The sequence below is a fragment of the Acinetobacter sp. FDAARGOS_494 genome (genome assembly GCF_003812225.1).
Taxonomy (GTDB): Bacteria; Pseudomonadota; Gammaproteobacteria; order Pseudomonadales; family Moraxellaceae; genus Acinetobacter; species Acinetobacter baumannii.
In genome coordinates, this window is sequence record NZ_CP033866.1 from 2,023,642 (window position 1) to 2,045,683 (window position 22,042).

Sequence of the window (22,042 nt, forward strand, 5' to 3'; positions counted from 1 at the left end):
CCTTAACCGTAGAATTTTTTGTTGTTAGCAGCCATGTCGCGCAACATTTGTGGCGCTTCATAAGCCTTACCTAAGTGCGCATATTTGTCGCAAAGTGCAACGTATTCAGCAACACCTGTTTGGTCGATGTAACGGCATGGACCACCACGGAATGGAGGGAAACCAATACCCATAATCATTGCCATGTCTGCCTCAGACGCAGTCGCTACAATGTTGTCTTCTAAGCAACGAACAGTTTCATTGCAAAGAGCAAGCATCATACGGTCAATAATTTCTTGGTTATCAAATTCGCGTTTTTCGCCAGTTACGAATGGAGCAATTACTTCATACGCTGTTGGATCAACAGTTTTTGCTTTCTTGCCTTTCTTGTCGAGTTCGTATTTGTAGAAACCTACATCATTCTTTTGACCAAGACGCTTCGCTTCGTACATTGCTTCGATCGCGCCTTTGTAATCTGGCTTCATACGGTCAGGGAAACCTTCAGCCATCACTTCAGCACCATGTACACCTGTATCGATACCTACAACATCGATCAGATAAGCAGGACCCATTGGCCAACCGAACTTAGACATTACATTGTCGATTTGCTGGAAATCTGCGCCGTCTTTTACAAGAAGGTCAAATGCTCCGAAGTAAGGGAACAATACACGGTTAACCAAGAATCCTGGGCAGTCATTTACAACGATTGGTGTTTTACCCATTTTTTGAGCAAGAACGACCGTAGTTGCAATTGCTTCTTCAGAAGTTTTCTCACCACGAATAACTTCAACAAGTGGCATCATGTGAACTGGGTTGAAGAAGTGCATACCAACGAAGTTTTCAGGACGTTGTAATGCTTTTGCTAAACGTGTAATTGAAATGGTAGAGGTGTTAGAAGCAATGATCGTGTTTTCACGAACATTTTTCTCAGTTTCAGCAAGTACGATTTCTTTTACTTTTGGATTTTCAGTTACCGCTTCGATCACGATGTCGACTTCTTTAAACTCTTCGTAGCTTAAAGTAGGACGGATGCGAGCAAGTGTTTCACCCATTTGCGCAGGTTTCATTTTCTTGCGTTCAACTTGCTTGGTTAACAAGTTGTTTGCTTCTTTCATACCTAATGCAAGTTGTGGGTTACCAATATCTTTCATGATGATTGGAGTGCCTTTGCTTGCCGCTTGGTAAGCAATACCACCACCCATGATACCCGCGCCAAGTACAGCAGCTTGGTTTACAGGATGAGCACCCTTTTCATGTTGCTTAGATGCTTTTTTAACAACTTGGTCATTAATGAATAAACCAATTAATGCTTCAGCTTGAGGAGTTACGGCTGCTTTGGCAAAGCCTTCAGCCTCAGCTTTTAACGCTTCATCACGTGCAAGGCTTGCACCAGCTTGTAATGAATCAAGTAATAATTTTGGAGCAGGGTATTGAGCAGGATTTGCTTTAGCAAGTACCGCACCTTTTGCTGTGTTGAACGCCATCATTTGTTCAAGTGGGTTCAATTTTACAGCTTCAAGTTTTTCTTGGCGTTTTGCTTTCCAGTTTAAACGACCAGAAATCGCTTGCTTAACCAGATCAGTAGCAGCGTCAAGTAATTTGTCCGCAGCAACCACAGCATCTACAGCGCCATCTTTAAGTGCAGCAGCCGGTTTCTTTGGAGTAGCCATTGCCATCCATTCAACTGCATTATCAATACCAATGAGACGGCTTAAACGAACACTACCACCGAAACCAGGGTAAATACCGAGTTTGATTTCTGGTAAACCGACTTGTGCAGCTTCTGACATCACGCGATAGTCACAAACTAAACACATTTCAAAACCACCACCCAAAGCCATGCCGTTAATAGCAGCAACTTTTGGAAGGTCTAAATCTTCAAAGCTATTGAAGATTTCGTGAACAGGCATAAGCCAGTCAACAATCGCTTTTTCGCCTTGTGCAAAGTTTTGACCAAATTCGGTAATATCTGCACCAACAATGAATGTAGATTTGCCCGAGGTAACAACTAAGCCTTTAATATCGTTATTAGCTTTTACAGCCGCGATAGCAGCTTTGAAATCTTCAATTGTTGCACGGTTGAATTTATTGACCGACTCACCTTGTAAGTCAAAGCGGAATTCTGCAATTCCGTCCGCAAGCATTTGGACGGTAATGGCATTGCCAGCGTGGATCATGCCTGATCTCCTTAGTTTTGGAGGATTTCTAAGTTGATGTTATGAAGCGTGTGTACAGCTCCGGTACACATTTATGCTTCGCTAATCTTACGATAACTATATCTAAAAAGAACCCGACAAGTTGTATCAAGCCGTGACGCAAGGGTCATCTTATTTTTAATTGAATTCATACCAATTAAATGCATAAAGAAAATCATAGAGATAGCTGCTGAGTAAAGGCTTTTGTTTTAATTTAAGTTTTTATTTATAAAAAGTATAAATCTTTAATTTTTTATATAAAAAATGAGAATTTTATCCTATTCACTTCTTGTCAAAAAGGTCAATTGTTCTGGTGTAATGTTTAAAAAAATCGACTACAAAGTCACAATTTTCTAATGAATGATCACCACCACAAATTAAGCGCTTTTTTATATTAAGACCCCTTAATTTTCCAAAATACAATGTTTAATTTTTTACATTCGCTTTTTATAAGTCAATTTTGTTAAAATTTGCGCCAATTAAATAAACTTCCGGTTGCTATTACCTTAGAAAATTAAGGTAAGGTTGCCCTAAACTTTGAAAGAGTAGCAATATGATTAAGTGGATCATATTAGCGATTTTTGTGATATCTGCATTGTATATCCAACATCGCGGCAAAGTGCGTCACTCGTTTTATCGTCAATTTTTTGACCATTCAACCTTGCTCGCACCGATTAACTTTTTAATGTACATCTTTTCAAAGGTACCGAATCAACCCTATATCGACACTCAACACTTTAAAGATTTAAAAGTGTTAGATGAAAATTGGGAAATGATTCGAGATGAAGCGAAAGCTTTATATGACCAAGGTGGGATTAAAGCATCAAGTACCTATAACGACTTAGGTTTTAACTCGTTCTTTAAAACAGGATGGAAACGTTTTTACCTCAAGTGGTATGAATCAAGCCATCCTTCTGCTGCTGAGCTTTGCCCAAAAACAACGGCTTTACTCAAAACATTACCAACGATTAAAGCGGCAATGTTTACAGAGCTTGCTCCTGACAGCCGTTTGGTCAGACACCGTGATCCATATGCGGGCTCACTCCGTTATCATTTAGGTCTGATTACTCCGAATGATGACCGTTGTTTCATTGACGTAGATGGTGAAAGATACTCTTGGCGTGATGGCCAAAGTGTCGTGTTTGACGAAACTTATATTCACTATGCTGAAAATAAGACTGATCAAAACCGTATCATCTTCTTTGCCGATGTTGAACGTCCAATGAAAGTAAAATGGATGGAACGTTTCAACCATTGGTTTGGTCGTAATGTGATGACTGCGGCAAGTTCACCGAATGAAACTGGTGACCAAACAGGGGGCTTAAATAAAGCCTTTGGTTATGTTTACCAAATTCGTATTAAAGCTAAAGCTTTAAAAGCTAAAAACCGTAAATTGTATTACTTCTTGAAGTGGTTCCTCATGCTTGGAATTTTCTTCCTGATTTTTGTTCGACCATACGTGTTTTAATGAAAGCGCCCGAAAGGGCGTTTTTTGTTTTAAGCTAAAATAACCTGTTATAAGGAATAGATTATTAATAAAATCATTAGTCAATAAGTTTATCATTTTTGAAGACTTGAATAAGACTTCCTTGCCAACCATAGATGACAACACGATCTATCTCTGATTCAATCATTAAATATCCTTTTTCTATATCGCCTTCAACAATAATCTCTACTTCAGAATTTGATTCAATATTATATTCTTCTGCCCAAGGTTCGAGTATTAATTTGATTTTTTCGTTTTTTCGAGTTTTTATAAATAAGCTTTTGTTTTAATCTCATAATTATATTTCTCTCGTTATAATTCCTTATATATCATTGTGATCTGTCTCTTTCTTTTATTTTGGTAAGGAATTCATCCTGTAGATCTCCATTTAAAATTACTGTCTTCTCATTTTCTGTATATGTCAGCGTAAAGTCACCAGGGATCTGATTTAAGCTCACCGGACCATCAATAATACCTAGAATTATACTTGTAGTATCAATAGTCGTCTGTTTAATGATTTTAAATAAGGTTTCCTTATCTTTTTGAGATAAAGATTGATAAAAAGTGAGAGCATCAAACCAGTAGGGATCTTCTTTAATTTTATTATCGATTAAAGTAGAGGAGTAAATCTGTTTATAAGTATCGATATATTCGTCTGAAATAGTATTTATAAGTTCTTTGACAAATTCTTTAGTATTCATAGAAATTAACCTTTATTAAATTTTGTGACTCATTTCACAGTGCTGGCAATTTGTTACAACTATTAAAAGCCAACAGATAATTTTGATTCTACAATGGCGCGGTTTTTTCGAAGACTTGGTTAGCGGAAGTAGGTTTTAAAATGGCTCATGCTCATCACGCAGCTCATGCACATGTTCATCATATCGAAGAGAGAAAAGAAGACCGTTCTCAAGGCGATTTAAAAACAAAAGTGATGTTAAGACAAGCAGCTTCGACGACTGAAAAATCTAAACGATCTAGAACTAAAAATCATAAAACTGAAGACCAAAATATTAATTTGCATAAGTTCTCTAGTAAGCTTGAAAGTATATCTGCCAAACATAGTAAAGAGAAATGCGCCAAAAATATTCGTATTGCTTTACAAGCAGCAGGTGCCGATGTGTCTAAGCATCCGGTAGCAGCTTCAGACTGGGGGCATACACTTGAGAAGAACGGTTATAAGAAAATCAAGCCGGCATTTAATCGTCCTCAAGAAGGGGATATTTATATTATCGAACGTACCAGTGGTCATACTTACGGGCATATTGCGGGCTATACGGGTAATGGCTGGTTCTCTGATTTCCGTCAAAAAACCTATGCGGTCTATAAAGAAAAAGATGTGAAATATAGTTACTATCGCCTCGATTCTTAAGGAAGTACGACACACTTTGTCGGGCTAGTTTCCTATCCCTTTTCAAATTTAGTTTCTGGCACAGTAAAGCACTTGAAAAGTAAAGGTGAAAACATCACATTAGGTATTCAATATTAAGCCATGTATGCCAATAGTGAATCAAAACGCTCGTCCCCATATTGAAAAAATTTTAGCTAATCTGACCCAACTTCCAGGCGTTTATAAGATGCTAGGGAAAGAGGGGGAGTTGTTATATGTTGGCAAAGCTAAAAATTTAAAAAATCGGGTGTCGAGTTATTTTGTTAAAACCATTGAGCATCCGAAAACTCAAGCTTTAGTCGCTCGAATTTATGATATTGAAACGCTAGTTACGCGTTCAGAAACCGAAGCGCTGCTTTTAGAACAAAACTTAATTAAACAACATCGTCCGCCTTATAACATTATGCTGCGTGACGATAAGTCATATGTCTATATCTTTGTATCGGCAGATAAACCTTATCCGCGAATTGCCAGTGGACGTGGCAAAGGTAAGCACCAAATCGGTAAATTCTTTGGGCCTTATCCAAGTGCTTATAGTGCCAGAGATACCTTACTGGTTTTACAAAAACTTTTTAATGTTCGCCAATGTGAAAATAGTTATTTCTCACAGCGTAAACGTCCGTGTTTGCAATATCAAATCAAGCGTTGTTCGGCCCCGTGTGTAGGCTTGGTTTCACCAGAAGATTACAAAGAAGACGTGAATAACAGTATTCGTTTCTTACAAGGTGACACCAAAGAATTAAACCAGGAACTGATTGCGAAAATGGAACAGGCAGCGGCAGATCTTGAATTTGAAAAAGCGGTTTTTTATCGAGATCGGTTGTCTTTACTTCGCGAAGTACAAGCACAGCAAGCCGTTTTCAAAGTGAAAGGTGAGGCCGATATTTTAGCAATTGCCTATCAGGCTGGTGTGACATGTGTGCAGATTATGCATGTACGTAACGGTCGTATGTTGGGAGGTAAAAGCTATTTCCCTGACATGTTAGGCGATGACCTTGGTCAAATGCTAAGTGACTTCATGGCAAACTTTTACTTTCAGGTTGCCGATGAAGTACCAAGCGAACTGATTGTGAATACTGCCTTACCTGACCGTAAAGAGCTGGAAGAAGCCTTAGCACAGCAGTTTGGAAAGAAAGTCCAGATTAAGAGCAGTGTACGAGAAACACGTGCTGAATGGTTAGAACTTGCCGAAATGAATGTTCAACATGCGATTAAAGGGCAGTTGAGTAACCACTTAGAACTCAATGAGCGTTTCCACCAGCTTGAGCAGGTAGTTGGCCGTCCAATTGATCGGATTGAATGTTTTGATATTAGTCATACCATGGGCGAAGCACCGATCGCATCATGCGTAGTGTTTGACCAAGGTGGAGCACGTAAACGGGACTATCGCCAATTTGCCATTCAAGATATTACTGCGGGTGACGATTATGCAGCAATGCGCCAAGCTTTAACGCGTCGCTATAAAAAGGCAATGTTACCAGATCTGCTTTTAATTGATGGTGGTAAAGGCCAGCTCCATATGGCCATAGAAGTAATGCAAGAGCTTGGGTTAGAAGCTTTTATGGTAGGTGTATCGAAAGGTGAAGGCCGTAAACCGGGGCTTGAAACGCTTCATTTTACCGATGGCACAAAAATCCAGTTACCTGAAGATAGTAAGGCGCTACATTTGATTCAACAGGTGCGTGATGAAGCTCACCGTTTTGCCATTACTAAACACCGCGCTAAACGTGATAAACGCCGTAGCACCTCAGTTTTAGAAGCAATTCCGGGCTTAGGACCTAAACGCCGTCGAGATTTATTAACACATTTTGGTGGGATTCAAGGTGTTTTAAAAGCATCTGAAAAAGAACTGACAGTCGTGCCGGGCTTAGGTGAAGTGATGGCAAGAACGATTTATAAAATTTTGCATGAGTAGTCATGTGTTGAGAAGATGAGTGACAAAAGTGCTCGTAAATTAATAGCTGAATGATCATTCACATATTGGTCAAAATGATGAAAGATATTTCTTAACCATGCGCATGATTTAGGGATATGAATGTCATTACTGCAACTATGGGAAGATGTAAAACAAAATGAATGGATTGATATACCTGCAGGATGGTTACAGGGCCGCACCGTTTTTGGTGGTCTTGTTGCTGGGGTATTAATGCAAAAAGCATGCTCCTATATTCAAGATTCAAATAAAAGATTATTAAGTTGTAGTGTTATTTTTGTAGGCCCCGTACAACAAGGCGCTGCCCGATTGACTATTGAAGTTTTAAGAGAAGGAAAGTCAGTCACTACGCTTGAAGCGCGTTTATGGCAAGATGATGCGGTACAAACGATTTTGGTTGCAAGTTTTGGGGCTTCTCGTGCATCGAGTATTGAGGTAAAGCAAGAGCCAGTCGTCCCTGCTTATGTACCACCTGAAAATTTATCTGTCATTCCTTTTGCGAAACATATGCCTGAATGCTTTCAGCATTTTGAAGTCTGTTGGGCTGAGGGGAATTATCCGGTAACGGGAAGTAAACACCCCGACTTTGGTGGCTGGTCACGGTTCTCACCAGAGCAGCATGCGAATCGTCAAATGACATTATCTGATTTGATTGTTCTTATGGATATTTGGCCACCGGGTGTTTTGCCTATGTTTAAGCAAGTTGCACCTGCAAGTTCTTTATCATGGCATATTACTTATGTTCATCCAGTTCGGCACCAGTTGTGTGACTGGTTTAAATATAAAGTAACTACTGAATATGCAGCTGAGGGGTACTCCACAGAATATGCATATCTTTGGGATCAAAATGATCATTTAATTGCAATCTTGCGGCAAACTGTTACGGTATTTACCTAAGTAATCTACTTTCTCGATTCACATATTTCGTATAAAGTGGCTGTTACAGATAGATACAATATTGAAGTATGTGTCTTTGTCTGTTAAAAGATGCGTGAAGACTAAATTGGCGGTGTTTATGACCACAGGGCGAATCCTGAATATCCCAAATATCCTAACTTTGGCGCGTATTGCGCTTATTCCTGTATTTTTGGTGATTGCATATTGGCCGCCTGCAATAGGTATTGGTGAGCACGTAGGAAGTATGACACGTCATATTATCTTGACGGCTATTTTCGTGCTGGCTGCCGTAACCGACTGGTTTGATGGCTATTTAGCACGAACTTTAAACCAGACTTCAGCATTTGGCCGTTTCCTAGACCCGGTTGCAGATAAACTTATGGTTGCAGCTGCACTTATTGTTTTAGTGCAGTGGAAACCGACAATTGCAATGGCTTTCGCTGCAATTGTTATTATTTCACGGGAAATTACTGTGTCTGCTTTACGTGAGTGGATGGCAGAACTTGGCGCGCGGACCAGTGTAGCCGTATCAACAGTCGGTAAATATAAAACTGCATTTCAAATGATTGCGATTAGTGTATTCCTGTTGAATTGGCAGCCTTTAGAAGTATTGGCCTATGCTTTGTTATATACCGCCGTTATTCTGACTTTATGGTCAATGTTTATTTATTTAAAAGCTGCATGGCCATACCTAAAGCAGCCATAAAGTTAAAAAGATGTTCAAAAGCCTTTCCTTGAGAAAGGCTTTTTTATTGGAAAGTGCAAGAATCGGGTCGTCATGGGGTCTTGGCTACTTTAAAGTAAGATTGAGTACTAAGGAGGTGACAGATGCAAATGCTTTCTTCTCGGCAATTTGCTGCGATTGCCACAATTATTGAATATTTATATGAACATCTAGACCAGCAACCAAGCTTAGAAGATGTCGCTACATATATGAATTTAAGTCCGAGTTATATCCAGCGGCAGTTCCAAGAATGGGTAGGCATTAGCCCTAAGAAGTTTGTGCAATATATGAGCTTGCAGCAAGCAAAATATTATTTAATGCAGCAACGTAGCTTATTAGATGCGGCTTTAAATACTGGACTGTCGGGTACGGGTCGTTTACATGATTTGTTTATTCAGCTTGAAGGGATGACCCCTGGTGAATACAAGCAGCAAGGTGATGGCGTTGAACTGAATTATTCAGTTGAAACGAGTCCATTTGGTGACTTATTGGTAGTAAGTAGTGATAAAGGGATTTGTTCTGTTCGCTTTGTTGATCATAGTGAGAACATACAAGAAATCGTTAAACAGTATTTTCCGAAAGCTCAGTTAAAAAATCACTCTCCGATTTGGCATCAACAGATTGCACAGTGGTTTAGACAAGACTTCTCAGAACATTTACAGCAGAAATTACCGCTTAATCTTGCAGGAACACCATTTCAGCTACAAGTATGGGAGGCACTGCTTACTATTCCCGAAGGGCAGTTACGAACCTATCAAGATATTGCTGAGCAAATTGGAAAACCTAAGGCAGTCAGAGCAGTGGCTACAGCAATTGGCCAAAATCCGATTGCGTATTTAATTCCATGTCATCGGGTCATTCGCGCAACAGGAATGGTCGGTGAGTACCATTGGCAAAAAGGGCGTAAACTGGCATTGTTAGCTTGGGAGATGGCTAAGCAGCAAGGGGAGATTGCATGACACTAGATTTATTTTCTCCGGAACCTTGTTCAAATTTATTGCCTTATGATGGTGAGGTTCAGGATTATGGATGTATTTTAACTGCCGAAGAAGCTGAACAATATTTTCATTATTTGTATCAATATCTGGCGTGGCGACATGATGAAGCGAAGCTATATGGCAAGCACTTTATAACACCTCGTAAAGTTGCTTGGTATGGAGATGAGCATTATCGATATAAATATTCTGGTGTCTTTCGTGATTCTTTACCGTGGGACAAAGCACTTGCTCAGCTAAAACAGCAAGTAGAGCAGATCCTTTCAGAAAAATTTAATTCTTGCTTGGCAAACCTGTATGAAGATGGAACACAAGGAATGGCTTGGCATAGTGATTCGGATGTGTCTTTAGCCAGAACCACTACAATTGCCTCTTTAAGTTTTGGAGCAACGCGGAAATTCTCTTTTAGGCATATTCAAACTAAAGAAAAAGTTGAGATGTGGTTACAACCGGGTCAACTTATTGTGATGCGTGGTGAGACTCAACAATATTGGCAACACCGTTTAAATCGTTCAACCAAGATTTTACAACCACGCATTAATCTGACTTTTCGTCAGTTCAAATTTTCATAAGTTTTTTCTAAAAATTGGGCAAGAAAAAAGCCCATGATGGCAACATGAGCTTATTCCTCTGAGGGAGAGCCTACTATTGATGAGCTGCTGATGAAAAGAATCATCAATAGGTGCTAAAATCATAATATGAGAATATTTGGATATTTTCAATGCTTCAAAGTGTAAGAAAACTTTAAATTATCAAAAATATTATTTTAGATCTCGCCCTTTTCTGAAAGTTCCATAAAGCGCTGCTCAATCAATGCCGCGTTTTCTTGCAAAATTTCAATCAACTTTTCAATATTTAAAAAATCAAAGCGGTTCTTTGATGCGACTAACGTTAAAGCCAAAGGAACTTCTTTACTCGAAAAACGAACGGGTACAGCAAGCCCTGAAACATTGGGGTCAATCTCACCTTGCGAGAAATAGAAGCCTTGTTTTTTTATTTTACGCATACGCTGAATAAAGCTAGGTTCGTCTACAGCAAAACCTGATTCAGACAGCTCATGTTGAAAACGTTCATAGTAGTCATGCATGCGTTGTTTGCTTAAATGTGAAACCATCGTTTTTGGTGAAGCCCCAACATAAATTGGGCGTGGGCAGCCTCGACCATATGAAAGTAATTCAGTATCTTTAAAAATCTCATGATGAATATCAATGCAGTAGTCATCATTTAAATAGGTGAGTAAACAGCAAAGTTCAGTACGCTCTACAATATTTCGCATAAATGGCGTACTGATTTGGACCAATGGGTCGGTTGTTCTAGATACATAGTCAAGAACTGCTATTTTTGAGCCTAAAGTGTAATCGCCAGAAGTACCATTAATACGTTTTAATAAGTCGGCTGATACGAGTTCTTTCAGATAACGGTAGCTGGTCGGTTTAGACAAGCCAAGTTCTTCGCAAATAATATCGACATTAATCACTGGTCGTGAAACGGAAAATAAATCCAGTACGGTTAAAATTTTGCCAAAACTTGAAATTGCCATGATGTCTTATTCGTATCCTTAATAAACGGGTCACACTTGAGTTCTTATAACAGAAAAATTGAAGCTTTGTCTCAATTCCAAGATAACTGCCTGATTTAAATATTTTACGCTCAGAATCAGAAAAGTTCTCTTGATTCACACATCATATATGATTAACTAAAAACATATCAAATTATCAAATAAAGATATTTTAGTTGACTAAATCACTTTAATTTGAAAAAATTGTGCAACAAAATATCTAATCGAGAAAGTGGTTTATTCTGCCGGCTTTCTCGATGTCTCTTCTTTCCTAAGCTTGGTCGTATAAATAGCGGTCAAACTGAAATCATCTCGGTACATCATGCAGAGATGTAGGAAAAATCATTGTATTGAAGGATGCTCTCATTAACTCATTTGTCTTATAGGCAAATGGCAAAGTCGTATTGTCTTTTTTTAAAAGCAAACGGACACTGATGAGCATGCTCATCAGTTCAAATCTATATTTGAGATGAGTTCATGTTATTAAAGCAAATACTGGCTTTCCGCCCGAGTAAGCTTGATCTAATTTTTGCAATAAAGACATTTATTGCCGGTATGTTGGCATTATTTGTATCGTTCGAATTAGACCTGATTAATCCAATGTGGTCGATCGGTACCGTCCTGATTATCGCCAATCCTTATTCGGGTATGGTGTCGTCTAAGTGTGTTTATCGTTTATTGGGAACGGTAGGCGGGGCCATTATTGCCTTAACCATTACTCCGCATCTGATTAATACGCCGTGGATCTTTACGGTTGTGTTATCACTATGGGTGGGCTTTGCGCTTTATGTGTCTTTATTAGACCGTACTCCTCGCAGTTATGCATTTATGTTGGCAGGTTATTCAACCGCAATGATTGTGTATAACGCGATTACTTATATTGATCAGTACAATATTTTTGATATTGCTTTGGCTCGTGTACTTGAGATTTCAATTGGTGTGATTTCGAGTGCGGTTGTGTCTGCGACTATTTTGCCCATGCATATTGGTTCGGCAATCAAACAGCGTGTAACAAAAACCCTCAAAGATACAGAAAACCTGTTTGCTAATTTGTTAAATGCAGATCAACAGCAAAACAATACACAGCTTTTAGCTGCTATTACTCGTGATACGACCGATATTCATGCTCTGGCAGTTCACTTGAGCTATGAAAAAGGTGAGTTGCATGGGATGACCAAACCTTTGCAAGAAATGCTCCATCAAATGTCGATGGTGGTCGCGAACTTGGTTGCTTTATCTGAACGAATTAAACAACTGCAAGAACTCAATTTTATTGAAAGTCATTCAGATAAATTAAAGCAGCTTTCAGGGCATGTGATTCATTTTCTGGAACAAAAAGATCAGATGACTGATGAAAATATTCTGCAGTTACCTGACGAGTTTGAAAATGATTTCTTGAACTTAAATGATTCGGCTTCTGAACATCAGCAAGTGTTATTGGCTGCCATGAAAATGGATGTGCGTCATTTCATTAGTAATGTTTTAGCTGTAAAAGTTTTATGGCAACGCATCAAGCAAGGTAATAAAGAGATTCCAGATAACATTACCCCAATGACTACGACCTATCCAAGTTTACACCGAGATCATGGTGTGGCAGTCAGAGGTGGTATTAGTGCAGTGCTGATTACATTTATTGTGACTGGTGTGTGGATTCTTTCTGGCTGGAAAGCTGGGTTCATGATGGCACAGATCGGTGCAGTCACTGCCTGTATCTTAACAGCACTAGATAACCCGGTTCCTGTCTTACGTATTTTTATATGGGGCAGTGTGGCTTCGGCGGTTTTAGTTTTTATTTACGCGTTTGGTATTTTTCCTTATGTCACAACATTTTGGGAACTTGGACTCGTCTTATTACCAATGTTTTTGTTTGCGGTTTCCATGATGGCGAATCAGGCACTCATGCCAGTGGGCATGGTGCTAGGTATTAATACCATGATGGGGCTGAACTTGCATAATGCTTACAGTATGGATGCAGTGTCTTATTTAGATAGCTCATTTGGTATGGTCATGGGCGTATTGGTGTCATTAGTCGTTATTGATGTTGTGCGTGCTATGTCACCCGATACCAGTGCAAACCGTATTTTGGCTTTACATTACCGTGCAATGCGCCAAGCCATATACATTCCTTATGGTATTGAATTTAAAGTTCACTTACGGGGGATGTTAGACCGTGTTGGTGTCTTAAATACTAAAATGGTTCAGTCAGAAGAGATTAAAAAATCTATTCAACAGGCTTTGGTTGAATCCAGTGCGATCATTGATTTAAGCCGACTACAAGAGCTAGCAAATCAAGTTCCGACATCTTCAGAATTGGCCCATCACATTGGCCGTTTGCAACAAGATTTAGATGAGCTGTTTAGAGCTAAAGAAAATGAAAAAGGTGAAAGTGATGTATTGGTACAGCACATTCACCAAACCTTATTTGAACTTAAACAACTTGCTTCAAATATTGAAGATATGACTCTGCGTCAAAGATTATTTATTTCACTAAATAATATTGCTTATAGCATGTGTCATGTTTCATCAAACCAAATGAATGCAGATCGTACGCTTACAGGAGCCACAGCGCATGGGTGAGTTTAATGTCTACGGTATTTACGTGCCTGCTTTGCTCGTCCAAGCCATTTTTGCATATATATGTTTTCGCTGGTTAAGTCCCTTAACCAACAAATGGATTGCACAAGGCTGGATTGCATTACCCAGTATTTTCAATTTGTGTTTTTACCTTTTACTACTTTTGGTGATACACCAAATTTTTGTTGGGTTAGGTGCTTAAAGATGATTGCCAGATTAAAGATTGAGTTAGGTGAGTAAAATGAATCAATTGGAGTTGAAAAAAGTCATCCGTCCAGTGATTTTGATTGTCGCATTAATGATTGCTGTCTATACCATTGTGCATTTATGGAACTACTATAATGCAGCGCCGTGGACACGTGATGGTCGAGTTCGTGGTGACGTTATTCAGGTCTCTTCAGATGTAGCAGGACTTGTAACGGAAGTATTGGTTCAAGATAACCAGACTGTAAAAAAAGGTCAGGTGCTTTTTAAAATTGATGTCTCTCGCCGAGCTTTAGATGTAGAGCAAGCAAAATCTGATTTGGCAAAAGCAAAAGCGGCCTATGCTCAAGCACAAGCAGGTCTAGCCCAAGCTAAAGCAAACTTGATTAAGTCAAGTACTAACATTAAGTTAGCCGAGAAAAACGCAAACCGTTATTCAAACTTAATGGATGGTGCAATTTCTAAGCAAGAACAAGATCAGGTCTTTGCAACTCGCGATCAATCACACGCGGAACATGAGCAACTCCAAGCTGCTATTCAACAAGCTGAAGCCACTATTAAACAGCAACAGGCATTGGTTGAAGCAGCAACAAGTAATTTACATTTAGCAGAACTCAATATGCACCGTGCGGCTGTTGTGGCGCCAGCAGATGGAACATTATCTAACTTTGATTTGCGTCCGGGTAATTATGTTCAAGTTGGACAAGCGGTTGCAGCATTGCTAGATCGTAAGCAGCTTTATGTTGTGGGATATTTTGAAGAAACAAAATTAGACCGTATTCATATTGGCGATGAAGCAACTGTGCAATTAATGGGTGATAGACAGAAAATTAAAGGCCATGTGCAGGGTATTGCATCGGGTATTGAAGACCGTGAGCGTTCAAGTAGTTCGAAACTGCTTGCAAATGTAAACCCGACATTTAGTTGGGTTCGTTTAGCGCAGCGTGTACCTGTAAAAATTGTATTAGACGAAGCACCAAAAAATGAGTTGGCTTTTGTGTCTGGCCGTACTGCTACAGTACATATTATTGAAAAATAAAAAGCTTAAGTTTTTAAACTCAATAAAAAAGCATGTTTGAAACATGCTTTTTTATTTTATGGCGTTAAACCAACAGGATTGCGATACCAGCTCTGAATTAGCAAAGCTGCGGCAAAACTATCGGCTGACAACTTCTTGGCACGACCTTGTTCTTGATAAAAACCAAGTTCTTCTCTTGCCTCACGAGTGGTGAGTCGTTCATCGACCATCCACGTTTCAATATTGGTTTGATGGCGTAGGCGACGTGCAAACTTACGTGCCCGTGTTGAAAGTTCTGACTCGCTATCATCCATATTCAATGGAAGACCAACAATAAACAAATCAGGCTGCCACTCTTTCACAATTTTTAAAAGTTGGTCCCAGTTGGGAATACCATCTTTCATCACAAAAAGTGGTAATGGGTTAGCACTTTCAATTGCAGACTGACCAATCGCCATTCCCATCTTTTGAGTGCCAAAGTCAAAAGCCATAATTGATTTTGATTGCGTTGCGGTCATTAGGCGTGCCCGATTTCAGAAGCCAGCCATGTACGATCTACACCAATTTTTTTATAGGCTGCATCCCAACGATCATCGTACGGTAAGTTAAAAATCAGATCCATATCGGCATCACAGATAAGCCAGTCACCACGAGCGATTTCATCTTCTAGCTGGTTTTTACCCCAGCTCGCATAACCAAGGGCGATTTGGTAGCGGCCAACACCTTCGTTATGCGCAATCGCATCGAGAATATCTTTACTGGTGGTGATACAGACATTCTCACCCACAGCAATAGAAGAGTGCCATGTTGGTTGGCCTGTATGAAGAACAAAGCCTGCCTCAGGGCGTAAAGGACCACCTTGTAAAACCTCATGCGGATTTACATTGTCTGCATCAATGTCTAAATCATTGAGTAGCTCTTTAATTTGGATACCGGCAGGGCGATTGATAATAATACCTTGGGCACCTTCTTCGTCATGACGGGCAAGATAAATTACTGTATTTGCAAAAAAGTCATCTGCCATTTCTGGCGGGGCAATCAGACAACGGTGAGTCATATATTGTTTGGTCACCTAAGCGGTTCTCCCTCAAAAAATGTCGCTATAGGGTCTCTCGACCCTTTTTATCTATATAGGTTCTTTTTATCAACATACAAGAGTTAATCGGATTTCGCCAATCTTTTTCTCTCATTTTCTTTATTAAGTTGAAGAAGCCTGAAATTTAAGTTGACGTAATTGTTTAGCATGCTGCAAGGTTGTTTCATTAATTTCAACACCTCCGGACATGCGCGCTAACTCGGAAATAATTTGATTTTCATCAAGTTGTACAATAGTACTACTTGCCGGATCAGTTTGTTGTTTTTTGACTAACAAATGTTGATCGGATTGTGCAGCCACCTGTGCTTGGTGGGTAATACATAGAAGTTGGACATGCTGAGCCAAGTCGGCCAATAAACGACCAACCACTTCAGCTGTACCACCACTAATTCCGACATCAATCTCGTCAAATACCAAAACTTCTGCTTCGGTCTTTTCAGCATTCATGACTTGCATAACGAGTGCAATACGAGAAAGCTCACCACCAGATGCTACACGTGCCAATGGTTGAGGAGGTATGCCTTTATTGGCAGTAAATAAAAGTTGAATAAAACTTAAACCTTCTGCATTTGGTTGTTCTAATGGTTCAAACTTAAACTCAAAATGTGCCTCAGGCAGCGCTAAAGGTTTAACCTGTTCAGTTAATTGTTTTGCAAGTGGGGAAGCAGCTTCACGACGAATATTATCCAAATGCTGGGCTTTTTCTAAAAATTCTTGATGTGACTTTTCTACTTGTTCAGCCAGAGTTTCAGGGTCTTCTAACTGATGTAATTGCTCAAGCTCACTTTGCCAAGTTTCGTACTCTTCTTTAAGTGTTTCTGGTTGAGTACGGTATTTACGAGCAAGTCGATGGAAAACCTCTAGCTTGGAGTTCAGTTCTTCCATCCGTTCAGGATCGAAACTCTGACGGTCAATAAATTGACGTAAATTTGATGTGGCATCATCAATTTCACTTTGCGCATTTAATAACGAATTATAAATTTCGGAAAGCTGCTCACTACGCCCCGCATGAGACTCTAGACGGCGAATGATCGACGACATTTCTTGAGTAATGTTTTGTTCAGCTTCATCAAGTGCATTTAAACTATAGCTACAGTCTTGCATGATATGTTCATGATGACTGAGGCGATCGAACTCTTGCTCGATTTCTTTGTAATCGGTTTGAATGACTTCCTCAAGCTCTTCAATTTGTAACTCTAAGGTCGCAATACGTTGAAGACGGGTTGCCTGAGCGTCGAGCGCAGCCTGATGCTGGCGGATATTACGCTGCCATGTACTATATGCTTCACGAACATCATTTGCTTCGGCGTAAAAATTACTATAACGGTCTAGCCAATGCTTTGGATAAGGCGGTTCAAGTAGTTGTTGTTGGCTGTGCTGGCTATACAACTGAACCAATAAGCGGCCTAATTCTTTAAGCTCAGAGAGACTACTTGGACGACCATTTACCCATGCTTTGCTACGGCCAGTTGCAAAAATAACCCGACGTAAATGAATTTCCCCTGAATCATCATCTAGTTCATGTTCTTTTAACCATTTTGCTTCAGGGCTATTGTCCTGATAAGTAAAAACTGCGGTTACATCCGCTTTGTCCGAACCATAGCGGACATAATTTGTATCTGTACGTTCCCCTAAGCAGGCAGATAGTGCATCCAGTAATAATGATTTTCCTGCACCTGTCTCACCTGTTAGAACATTAAATCCTTGTTCTATATCAATAGCTAAATGATCAGCTAATGCAAAATTAATTAAAGTTAAATGTGTGAGCATAAACGCATCCAACGCGCCAAATTATGGGTTAAAGATAGAGAAGTTTTGAATTTGCTACAAGTGATCTATTATTCTAACTGAAATTATAGAACAGCAAGATTGCGGATCTTTACAATGAAAAAAACATTAAGCTTACCGAAAGCACCAATAGGGATGATCAACCGCCATAAAAAAACTAATCCTGCTGAAATGAATAAAATTTTAAATCAGCATTTTAATGCATTTAAACAGGCTGCTGCACAAGGTGATTATGTCAAAGCATATCAACATGTAAAAAAAGCAGTAAGTCTGGTTCCCGGACATCCCGGAGCATTGTCTGATTTAGCTTATACCGAGCTACGGTTACGCCGTTATGACGATGCATATCAACATTATATGCAATCCATTAAAGCAAGTGGTTCTAACGTTAATACAAATTTATACGATGGATTGACCGAAGTTTGTCATCATTTAAATAAAAAAGAAGAGAAGATTAAATTTGGGCGTTTAGCCATTTCAACCAAAAAAGAACTTACAAAGAATGAGCCTACTTTAAATATACCCACTCATAAACCCGTGCCCTTTAGCCCAAATCCACAAGAAAATATTATTGCTTTTTCTCTATTTGGAGCAAATCCGCGGTACTGTGAAACTTCCATTTTAAATACTAAGTTAGCTCAAGAAATCTATCCTGAATGGACGTGTCGATTCTATGTGGATGAGAGCGTTCCCGAACTTGTACAACAGCGGTTACAAGCAAATGGTGCACAAGTCGTACATGTCAGCCCCACTCAAAAACAGTTATCAGGTTTATTTTGGCGCTTTTTAGTTATGGATGATCCGGTGGTTAAACGGTTTTTAGTACGTGATGCCGACTCTATCGTGTCTTATCGTGAAAAAGCCGCTGTTGATGCTTGGCTTAAGAGTGATCAATGGTTCCATTTAATGAGAGATAGCTATTCTCATACTGAATTAATTTTGGCGGGTATGTGGGGCGGTTGTACAGGTATTTTTCATAATATTGAAGCACATATCAGGGATTATGTTGCCACTGGAAGGTATCCGGACAATCGAGTCATAGATCAACATTACCTGCGTTATTGTATTTGGCCGACTTTAAAACAAAGTGTGCTTGTACATGATAGCCAGCAATTTGATGAAAATAGTGCCGATTTTCCGGTTTATGATCTAACTTCAATGCAAAATGACCAAGACAATTTTCATGTAGGGATGGATAATGGTTCACCAATAGTTACAACTGCGGTTAATCATCCAACGGCAGAAAAAGTTTACTGGATTTTATTCGATGAAAATCACGATGAAGTTTGCAGATACGATGCAATTGTGTCGAAGAGTCGAAATATTGAAGTGAATTTACCCCACGCTTTTGCTAAAAAAATTCAGTTACAGCAGTGGAAATTACAAGTCTATCCGTATGAAAACTGATTGATTAGTTATTTAGGCACAATTAAACTACATTCATCATAATTTATATAAATGCGGCATTATCTGGAGAGTGTGCATGAGTTCAACCCAATTTGATCATGTAACGGTCATCAAAAAATCAAATGTTTATTTTGGTGGAGCATGTATCAGCCATACCGTGCAATTTGAAGATGGAACGAAAAAAACATTAGGTGTTATTTTGCCGACTGAACAGCCTTTAACATTTGAAACCCATGTTCCTGAGCGTATGGAAATTATTTCAGGTGAATGTCGCGTTAAAATTGCAGACAGCAATGAAAGTGAATTGTTCCGCGCTGGTCAATCTTTTTATGTACCAGGCAATAGCGTTTTCAAAATCGAGACTGATGAGGTACTCGATTATGTTTGCCACTTAGAAGGCTAAGAAATTACTGTTTAAATCGGGTACACTATGCCCAAAGAAATCCTGTGAAGTTGGCTTTACAGGATTTTTATTTTTTGCTCAAACGTTGTTAGAGGTCATGCATGGCAAAACCGGAATATTATTATGGCGTTCACTCAGTGGAGTCATTGTTAGAACTTGAGCCGGAGCGCGTGCTGACCCTGTTTACATTGAAAGGGCGCGACGATCAGCGTTTGCAGAAGATCTTGCAATTGGCAGAGCCTTTTGGAATTAGTGTACAAAAAGCAAGCCGTGATAGCCTCGAAAAGCTTGCGGGTTTGCCATTTCACCAAGGCGTAGTTGCAGCAGTACGTCCGCACCCGACTTTAAATGAAAAAGATCTAGACCAGCTCTTGGCTGAAACTCCAGATGCCTTATTGCTGGCATTAGATCAGGTGACAGATCCACATAACTTAGGGGCATGTATCCGTACTGCCGCTGCAATGGGTGTTCAGGCAGTGATTGTGCCTCGCGATCGCTCAGCAAGCTTAACTCCAACTGCTCGTAAAGTCGCAGCGGGTGGGGCTGAAAAAGTTAAATTTATTCAAGTGACTAATTTGGCTCGTACTTTAGCGCATCTTAAAGAGACAACTCATGTCCGTGTGATTGGTACGATGCTTGATGAAAATGCATTACCTATTCAGAAGTGTGATTTCTCGGGTGCTGTTGTGATTGTAATGGGTGCAGAAGACACAGGTTTACGTCCAATTACTCAAGCACAGTGTGACCAAAAAGCCTATATTCCAATGTCGGGTAACTTACAAAGTTTAAATGTAAGTGTGGCAACGGGTATGGCACTTTATGAAGCTTGTCGTCAGCGTTCTGAGGTATAATTTAGCTGCCTTCCTAGTTTTTATGCAGTCTTGATATGTCTCCCCGTACGCAAGGTTATTTTTTTGTATTGGTGACCATGTGTATTTGGGGCGGGTTTACGCTTTTTGCCCGCTTAAATGCACAATGGCACATCAGTGCTTGGGATATTGCCGCACTACGCTTTGCTATAGCCTTCCTAATTTTGATGCCTATCTTAATTTATAAAAAAGATCTCGCTTTTTTATGGAGTAAGCATGCGGTTATTTTGGCATTGATTGGTGGAGTCATTTACTGCCTTACGGTTTATACAGCTTTTCTTTATGCACCAGCTGCACATGCTGCAATATTTTTAAATGGCTGTATTCCTATCTGTACCGCTATAGCTGCTTATATTTTATTTAGACAGCCATTTGATAAACATACATGGGTGAGTCTGGCAATTATGATTACTGCCTTGGCCCTCATGAGCGCATTGATGTTGAAAAGTAGTACCTCTGCTTTTGGAATTGGAGATTTACTTCTGTTTATCAGTGCGATTTGGTGGGGGATTTTTACTGTACTACTTAAACAGTGGAAGCTCTCTGCTTGGCATTCTATGGCAAGCGTCGCAATCTGGTCTGCAATTATTTATTTGCCGATTTATTTGTTGTTCTTACCTAAGCACTTTATGGATGTAGATCCTTTGCACTTAGCTGTACAAAGTATTTTTCATGGCGTGTTTGTCGTTATTATTGCGACATTAACCTATGTTGCTGCTATTCAGCGTCTTGGCGCATTTAAAACGGGAAGTATTGTAACTTTGGCACCGTTTATTGCTGCTATTTTAGCTGTACCCTTACTTGGTGAGTCATTAAGCCCATCAATTGTAGTGGGCTTAGTCGGTATGGGAATAGGCGCTTTACAGCCTTGGCGCTGGTTTAGACAAGATAGCCTGACACAAAAGATTAAGCAGCAAAATACACAAAATTAGTTTGCACGCTTCAAATAGCTTTGATGTAAAGGCTCTAATTGCTGATATAAATGTTCGAGTAATCCGTCGTTAAACACGATGTCATTTGCAAGCTCACGTTTTCGTTCGCGTGGCATTTGTGCAGCAATAATTTTCTGGATTTGTTCTTGGTTTTGTCCATCGCGCTGGCTCGCACGCTGAATTTGAGTTTGTTCACTCGCATCAATCAGTAGCGTGTGATTGACCAGTTCATGTTGATTTGTTTCAAACAATAATGGCGAAACTAAAATCACATACGGACTTTTAGGATTTTGTAGCTGTTGAATAATAGATTGACGGATTGCGGGATGGGTAATTTGCTCGAGTGTATGACGCGCTTGTGGATTTTGAAAAATATATTCACGTAAGGCACGGCGGTCCAGACTGCCATCGGGTTGAAGCACCCAATCTCCAAAGGTTTGTTGAATTTTTTGAAGGGCAGGTTGCCCTTTTTCAACTACTTCGCGAGCAACAATATCGGCATCGACGACTTGGATTCCTTGGGATTCAAACCATTGTGTTGCAGCTGATTTACCACTGCCTATACCACCTGTGATTCCCAGAATAAAAGCCATC

21 protein-coding genes are annotated in these 22,042 nt (G+C 39.7%); 14 read left to right on the plus strand and 7 right to left on the minus strand.

Annotation, left to right across the window (positions count from 1 at the left end):
- Positions 1-2: 2 nt before the first annotated feature.
- Positions 3-2,156 carry a fatty acid oxidation complex subunit alpha FadB gene (gene fadB / locus EG365_RS09815; protein WP_000580938.1) on the minus strand — a complete coding sequence of 718 codons (2,154 nt, stop codon included), beginning with the start codon at positions 2,154-2,156 and terminating at the stop codon, positions 3-5.
- Positions 2,157-2,727: 571 nt separating this feature from the next.
- Between fadB and lpxO the strand changes: the two genes are divergently transcribed.
- Entirely contained in the window at positions 2,728-3,642 is a 915-nt protein-coding gene (gene lpxO / locus EG365_RS09820) for a lipid A hydroxylase LpxO (protein WP_000598899.1), read from the plus strand.
- Positions 3,643-3,989: 347 nt separating this feature from the next.
- On the opposite strand, the gene EG365_RS09830 is transcribed toward lpxO, so the two are convergent.
- Positions 3,990-4,361 carry a hypothetical protein gene (locus tag EG365_RS09830; RefSeq protein ID WP_001092666.1) on the minus strand — a complete coding sequence of 124 codons (372 nt, stop codon included), beginning with the start codon at positions 4,359-4,361 and terminating at the stop codon, positions 3,990-3,992.
- Between the two features lie 140 nt (positions 4,362-4,501).
- On the opposite strand from EG365_RS09830, the gene EG365_RS09835 reads away from it, so the two are divergent.
- The 6 genes from EG365_RS09835 (at position 4,502) to EG365_RS09860 (ending at position 10,171) form a co-directional block, all read left to right on the plus strand.
- The gene (locus tag EG365_RS09835) at positions 4,502-5,032 is read left to right on the plus strand and encodes a peptidoglycan hydrolase (RefSeq protein ID WP_000929585.1); all 531 of its coding nucleotides are present in this window, start codon (positions 4,502-4,504) and stop codon (positions 5,030-5,032) included.
- Positions 5,033-5,165: 133 nt separating this feature from the next.
- Positions 5,166-6,965, plus strand: a complete 1,800-nt coding sequence (gene uvrC / locus EG365_RS09840) for an excinuclease ABC subunit UvrC (RefSeq protein ID WP_002000672.1) — start codon at positions 5,166-5,168, stop codon at positions 6,963-6,965.
- A gap of 120 nt (positions 6,966-7,085) precedes the next feature.
- Positions 7,086-7,880, plus strand: a complete 795-nt coding sequence (locus EG365_RS09845) for a thioesterase family protein (protein ID WP_000055171.1) — start codon at positions 7,086-7,088, stop codon at positions 7,878-7,880.
- Between the two features lie 118 nt (positions 7,881-7,998).
- Entirely contained in the window at positions 7,999-8,586 is a 588-nt protein-coding gene (gene pgsA / locus EG365_RS09850) for a CDP-diacylglycerol--glycerol-3-phosphate 3-phosphatidyltransferase (RefSeq protein ID WP_000206941.1), read from the plus strand.
- Positions 8,587-8,708: 122 nt separating this feature from the next.
- Complete coding sequence (locus EG365_RS09855) at positions 8,709-9,563, plus strand: methylated-DNA--[protein]-cysteine S-methyltransferase (RefSeq protein ID WP_001178150.1); 855 nt, start codon at positions 8,709-8,711, stop codon at positions 9,561-9,563.
- Positions 9,560-10,171 carry an alpha-ketoglutarate-dependent dioxygenase AlkB family protein gene (locus EG365_RS09860; protein ID WP_000171259.1) on the plus strand — a complete coding sequence of 204 codons (612 nt, stop codon included), beginning with the start codon at positions 9,560-9,562 and terminating at the stop codon, positions 10,169-10,171. Before EG365_RS09855 ends, EG365_RS09860 begins: the two co-directional genes overlap by 4 nt.
- 194 nt (positions 10,172-10,365) lie before the next feature.
- On the opposite strand, the gene EG365_RS09865 is transcribed toward EG365_RS09860, so the two are convergent.
- A complete protein-coding gene (locus EG365_RS09865) occupies positions 10,366-11,139 on the minus strand; it encodes an IclR family transcriptional regulator (protein WP_001018361.1) in 774 nt (257 codons plus the stop codon).
- Between the two features lie 495 nt (positions 11,140-11,634).
- Between EG365_RS09865 and EG365_RS09870 the strand changes: the two genes are divergently transcribed.
- Genes EG365_RS09870 through EG365_RS09880 form a run of 3 tightly spaced genes read left to right on the plus strand, consistent with a single transcriptional unit; the run spans position 11,635 to position 14,974 of the window.
- Positions 11,635-13,734: an FUSC family protein gene (locus EG365_RS09870; RefSeq protein WP_000925023.1), complete on the plus strand. Its 2,100-nt coding sequence runs from the start codon at positions 11,635-11,637 to the stop codon at positions 13,732-13,734.
- Positions 13,727-13,933 carry a DUF1656 domain-containing protein gene (locus tag EG365_RS09875; RefSeq protein WP_000503613.1) on the plus strand — a complete coding sequence of 69 codons (207 nt, stop codon included), beginning with the start codon at positions 13,727-13,729 and terminating at the stop codon, positions 13,931-13,933. Before EG365_RS09870 ends, EG365_RS09875 begins: the two co-directional genes overlap by 8 nt.
- Before the next feature lie 39 nt (positions 13,934-13,972).
- Positions 13,973-14,974 carry an HlyD family secretion protein gene (locus tag EG365_RS09880; RefSeq protein WP_001072475.1) on the plus strand — a complete coding sequence of 334 codons (1,002 nt, stop codon included), beginning with the start codon at positions 13,973-13,975 and terminating at the stop codon, positions 14,972-14,974.
- Positions 14,975-15,030: 56 nt separating this feature from the next.
- Here the strand turns inward: EG365_RS09880 and ruvX are convergent, their stop codons facing one another.
- From ruvX to recN, 3 genes are all read right to left on the minus strand, one after another.
- On the minus strand, positions 15,031-15,471 hold the full coding sequence (gene ruvX / locus EG365_RS09885; protein WP_000127528.1) for a Holliday junction resolvase RuvX: 441 nt from the start codon (positions 15,469-15,471) through the stop codon (positions 15,031-15,033).
- Positions 15,471-16,025: a YqgE/AlgH family protein gene (locus EG365_RS09890; protein WP_001979301.1), complete on the minus strand. Its 555-nt coding sequence runs from the start codon at positions 16,023-16,025 to the stop codon at positions 15,471-15,473. The genes ruvX and EG365_RS09890 overlap by 1 nt, the downstream gene beginning before the upstream one ends.
- 126 nt (positions 16,026-16,151) lie before the next feature.
- Positions 16,152-17,819 (minus strand): DNA repair protein RecN, encoded by a 1,668-nt coding sequence (recN, locus tag EG365_RS09895; protein WP_000955430.1) that lies wholly within the window; start codon positions 17,817-17,819, stop codon positions 16,152-16,154.
- Positions 17,820-17,933: 114 nt separating this feature from the next.
- Between recN and EG365_RS09900 the strand changes: the two genes are divergently transcribed.
- The 4 genes from EG365_RS09900 (at position 17,934) to EG365_RS09915 (ending at position 21,448) form a co-directional block, all read left to right on the plus strand.
- Positions 17,934-19,244: a tetratricopeptide repeat protein gene (locus EG365_RS09900; protein WP_000753294.1), complete on the plus strand. Its 1,311-nt coding sequence runs from the start codon at positions 17,934-17,936 to the stop codon at positions 19,242-19,244.
- A 76-nt stretch (positions 19,245-19,320) separates the two neighbouring features.
- Positions 19,321-19,647: a pyrimidine/purine nucleoside phosphorylase gene (locus EG365_RS09905; RefSeq protein ID WP_000099685.1), complete on the plus strand. Its 327-nt coding sequence runs from the start codon at positions 19,321-19,323 to the stop codon at positions 19,645-19,647.
- A 101-nt stretch (positions 19,648-19,748) separates the two neighbouring features.
- On the plus strand, positions 19,749-20,498 hold the full coding sequence (rlmB, locus tag EG365_RS09910; protein WP_001118149.1) for a 23S rRNA (guanosine(2251)-2'-O)-methyltransferase RlmB: 750 nt from the start codon (positions 19,749-19,751) through the stop codon (positions 20,496-20,498).
- Positions 20,499-20,533: 35 nt separating this feature from the next.
- Positions 20,534-21,448, plus strand: a complete 915-nt coding sequence (locus EG365_RS09915; protein WP_000075011.1) for a DMT family transporter — start codon at positions 20,534-20,536, stop codon at positions 21,446-21,448.
- Here the strand turns inward: EG365_RS09915 and coaE are convergent.
- Positions 21,445-22,041, minus strand: a complete 597-nt coding sequence (gene coaE / locus EG365_RS09920) for a dephospho-CoA kinase (protein WP_000874125.1) — start codon at positions 22,039-22,041, stop codon at positions 21,445-21,447. The genes EG365_RS09915 and coaE overlap by 4 nt on opposite strands.
- Position 22,042: the final 1 nt, after the last annotated feature.

Excerpts from the sequence above, each read along its gene's own strand:
- fadB (WP_000580938.1), bottom strand. The coding sequence starts at position 2,156 with ATGATCCACGCTGGCAATGCCATTACCGTCCAAATGCTTGCGGACGGA.
- lpxO (WP_000598899.1), top strand. The coding sequence starts at position 2,728 with ATGATTAAGTGGATCATATTAGCGATTTTTGTGATATCTGCATTGTAT.
- EG365_RS09830 (WP_001092666.1), bottom strand. The coding sequence starts at position 4,361 with ATGAATACTAAAGAATTTGTCAAAGAACTTATAAATACTATTTCAGAC.
- EG365_RS09835 (WP_000929585.1), top strand. The coding sequence starts at position 4,502 with ATGGCTCATGCTCATCACGCAGCTCATGCACATGTTCATCATATCGAA.
- EG365_RS09845 (WP_000055171.1), top strand. The coding sequence starts at position 7,086 with ATGTCATTACTGCAACTATGGGAAGATGTAAAACAAAATGAATGGATT.
- pgsA (WP_000206941.1), top strand. The coding sequence starts at position 7,999 with ATGACCACAGGGCGAATCCTGAATATCCCAAATATCCTAACTTTGGCG.
- EG365_RS09855 (WP_001178150.1), top strand. The coding sequence starts at position 8,709 with ATGCAAATGCTTTCTTCTCGGCAATTTGCTGCGATTGCCACAATTATT.
- EG365_RS09860 (WP_000171259.1), top strand. The coding sequence starts at position 9,560 with ATGACACTAGATTTATTTTCTCCGGAACCTTGTTCAAATTTATTGCCT.
- EG365_RS09865 (WP_001018361.1), bottom strand. The coding sequence starts at position 11,139 with ATGGCAATTTCAAGTTTTGGCAAAATTTTAACCGTACTGGATTTATTT.
- EG365_RS09870 (WP_000925023.1), top strand. The coding sequence starts at position 11,635 with ATGTTATTAAAGCAAATACTGGCTTTCCGCCCGAGTAAGCTTGATCTA.
- EG365_RS09875 (WP_000503613.1), top strand. The coding sequence starts at position 13,727 with ATGGGTGAGTTTAATGTCTACGGTATTTACGTGCCTGCTTTGCTCGTC.
- EG365_RS09880 (WP_001072475.1), top strand. The coding sequence starts at position 13,973 with ATGAATCAATTGGAGTTGAAAAAAGTCATCCGTCCAGTGATTTTGATT.
- ruvX (WP_000127528.1), bottom strand. The coding sequence starts at position 15,471 with ATGACCGCAACGCAATCAAAATCAATTATGGCTTTTGACTTTGGCACT.
- recN (WP_000955430.1), bottom strand. The coding sequence starts at position 17,819 with ATGCTCACACATTTAACTTTAATTAATTTTGCATTAGCTGATCATTTA.
- EG365_RS09900 (WP_000753294.1), top strand. The coding sequence starts at position 17,934 with ATGAAAAAAACATTAAGCTTACCGAAAGCACCAATAGGGATGATCAAC.
- EG365_RS09905 (WP_000099685.1), top strand. The coding sequence starts at position 19,321 with ATGAGTTCAACCCAATTTGATCATGTAACGGTCATCAAAAAATCAAAT.
- rlmB (WP_001118149.1), top strand. The coding sequence starts at position 19,749 with ATGGCAAAACCGGAATATTATTATGGCGTTCACTCAGTGGAGTCATTG.
- EG365_RS09915 (WP_000075011.1), top strand. The coding sequence starts at position 20,534 with ATGTCTCCCCGTACGCAAGGTTATTTTTTTGTATTGGTGACCATGTGT.
- coaE (WP_000874125.1), bottom strand. The coding sequence starts at position 22,041 with ATGGCTTTTATTCTGGGAATCACAGGTGGTATAGGCAGTGGTAAATCA.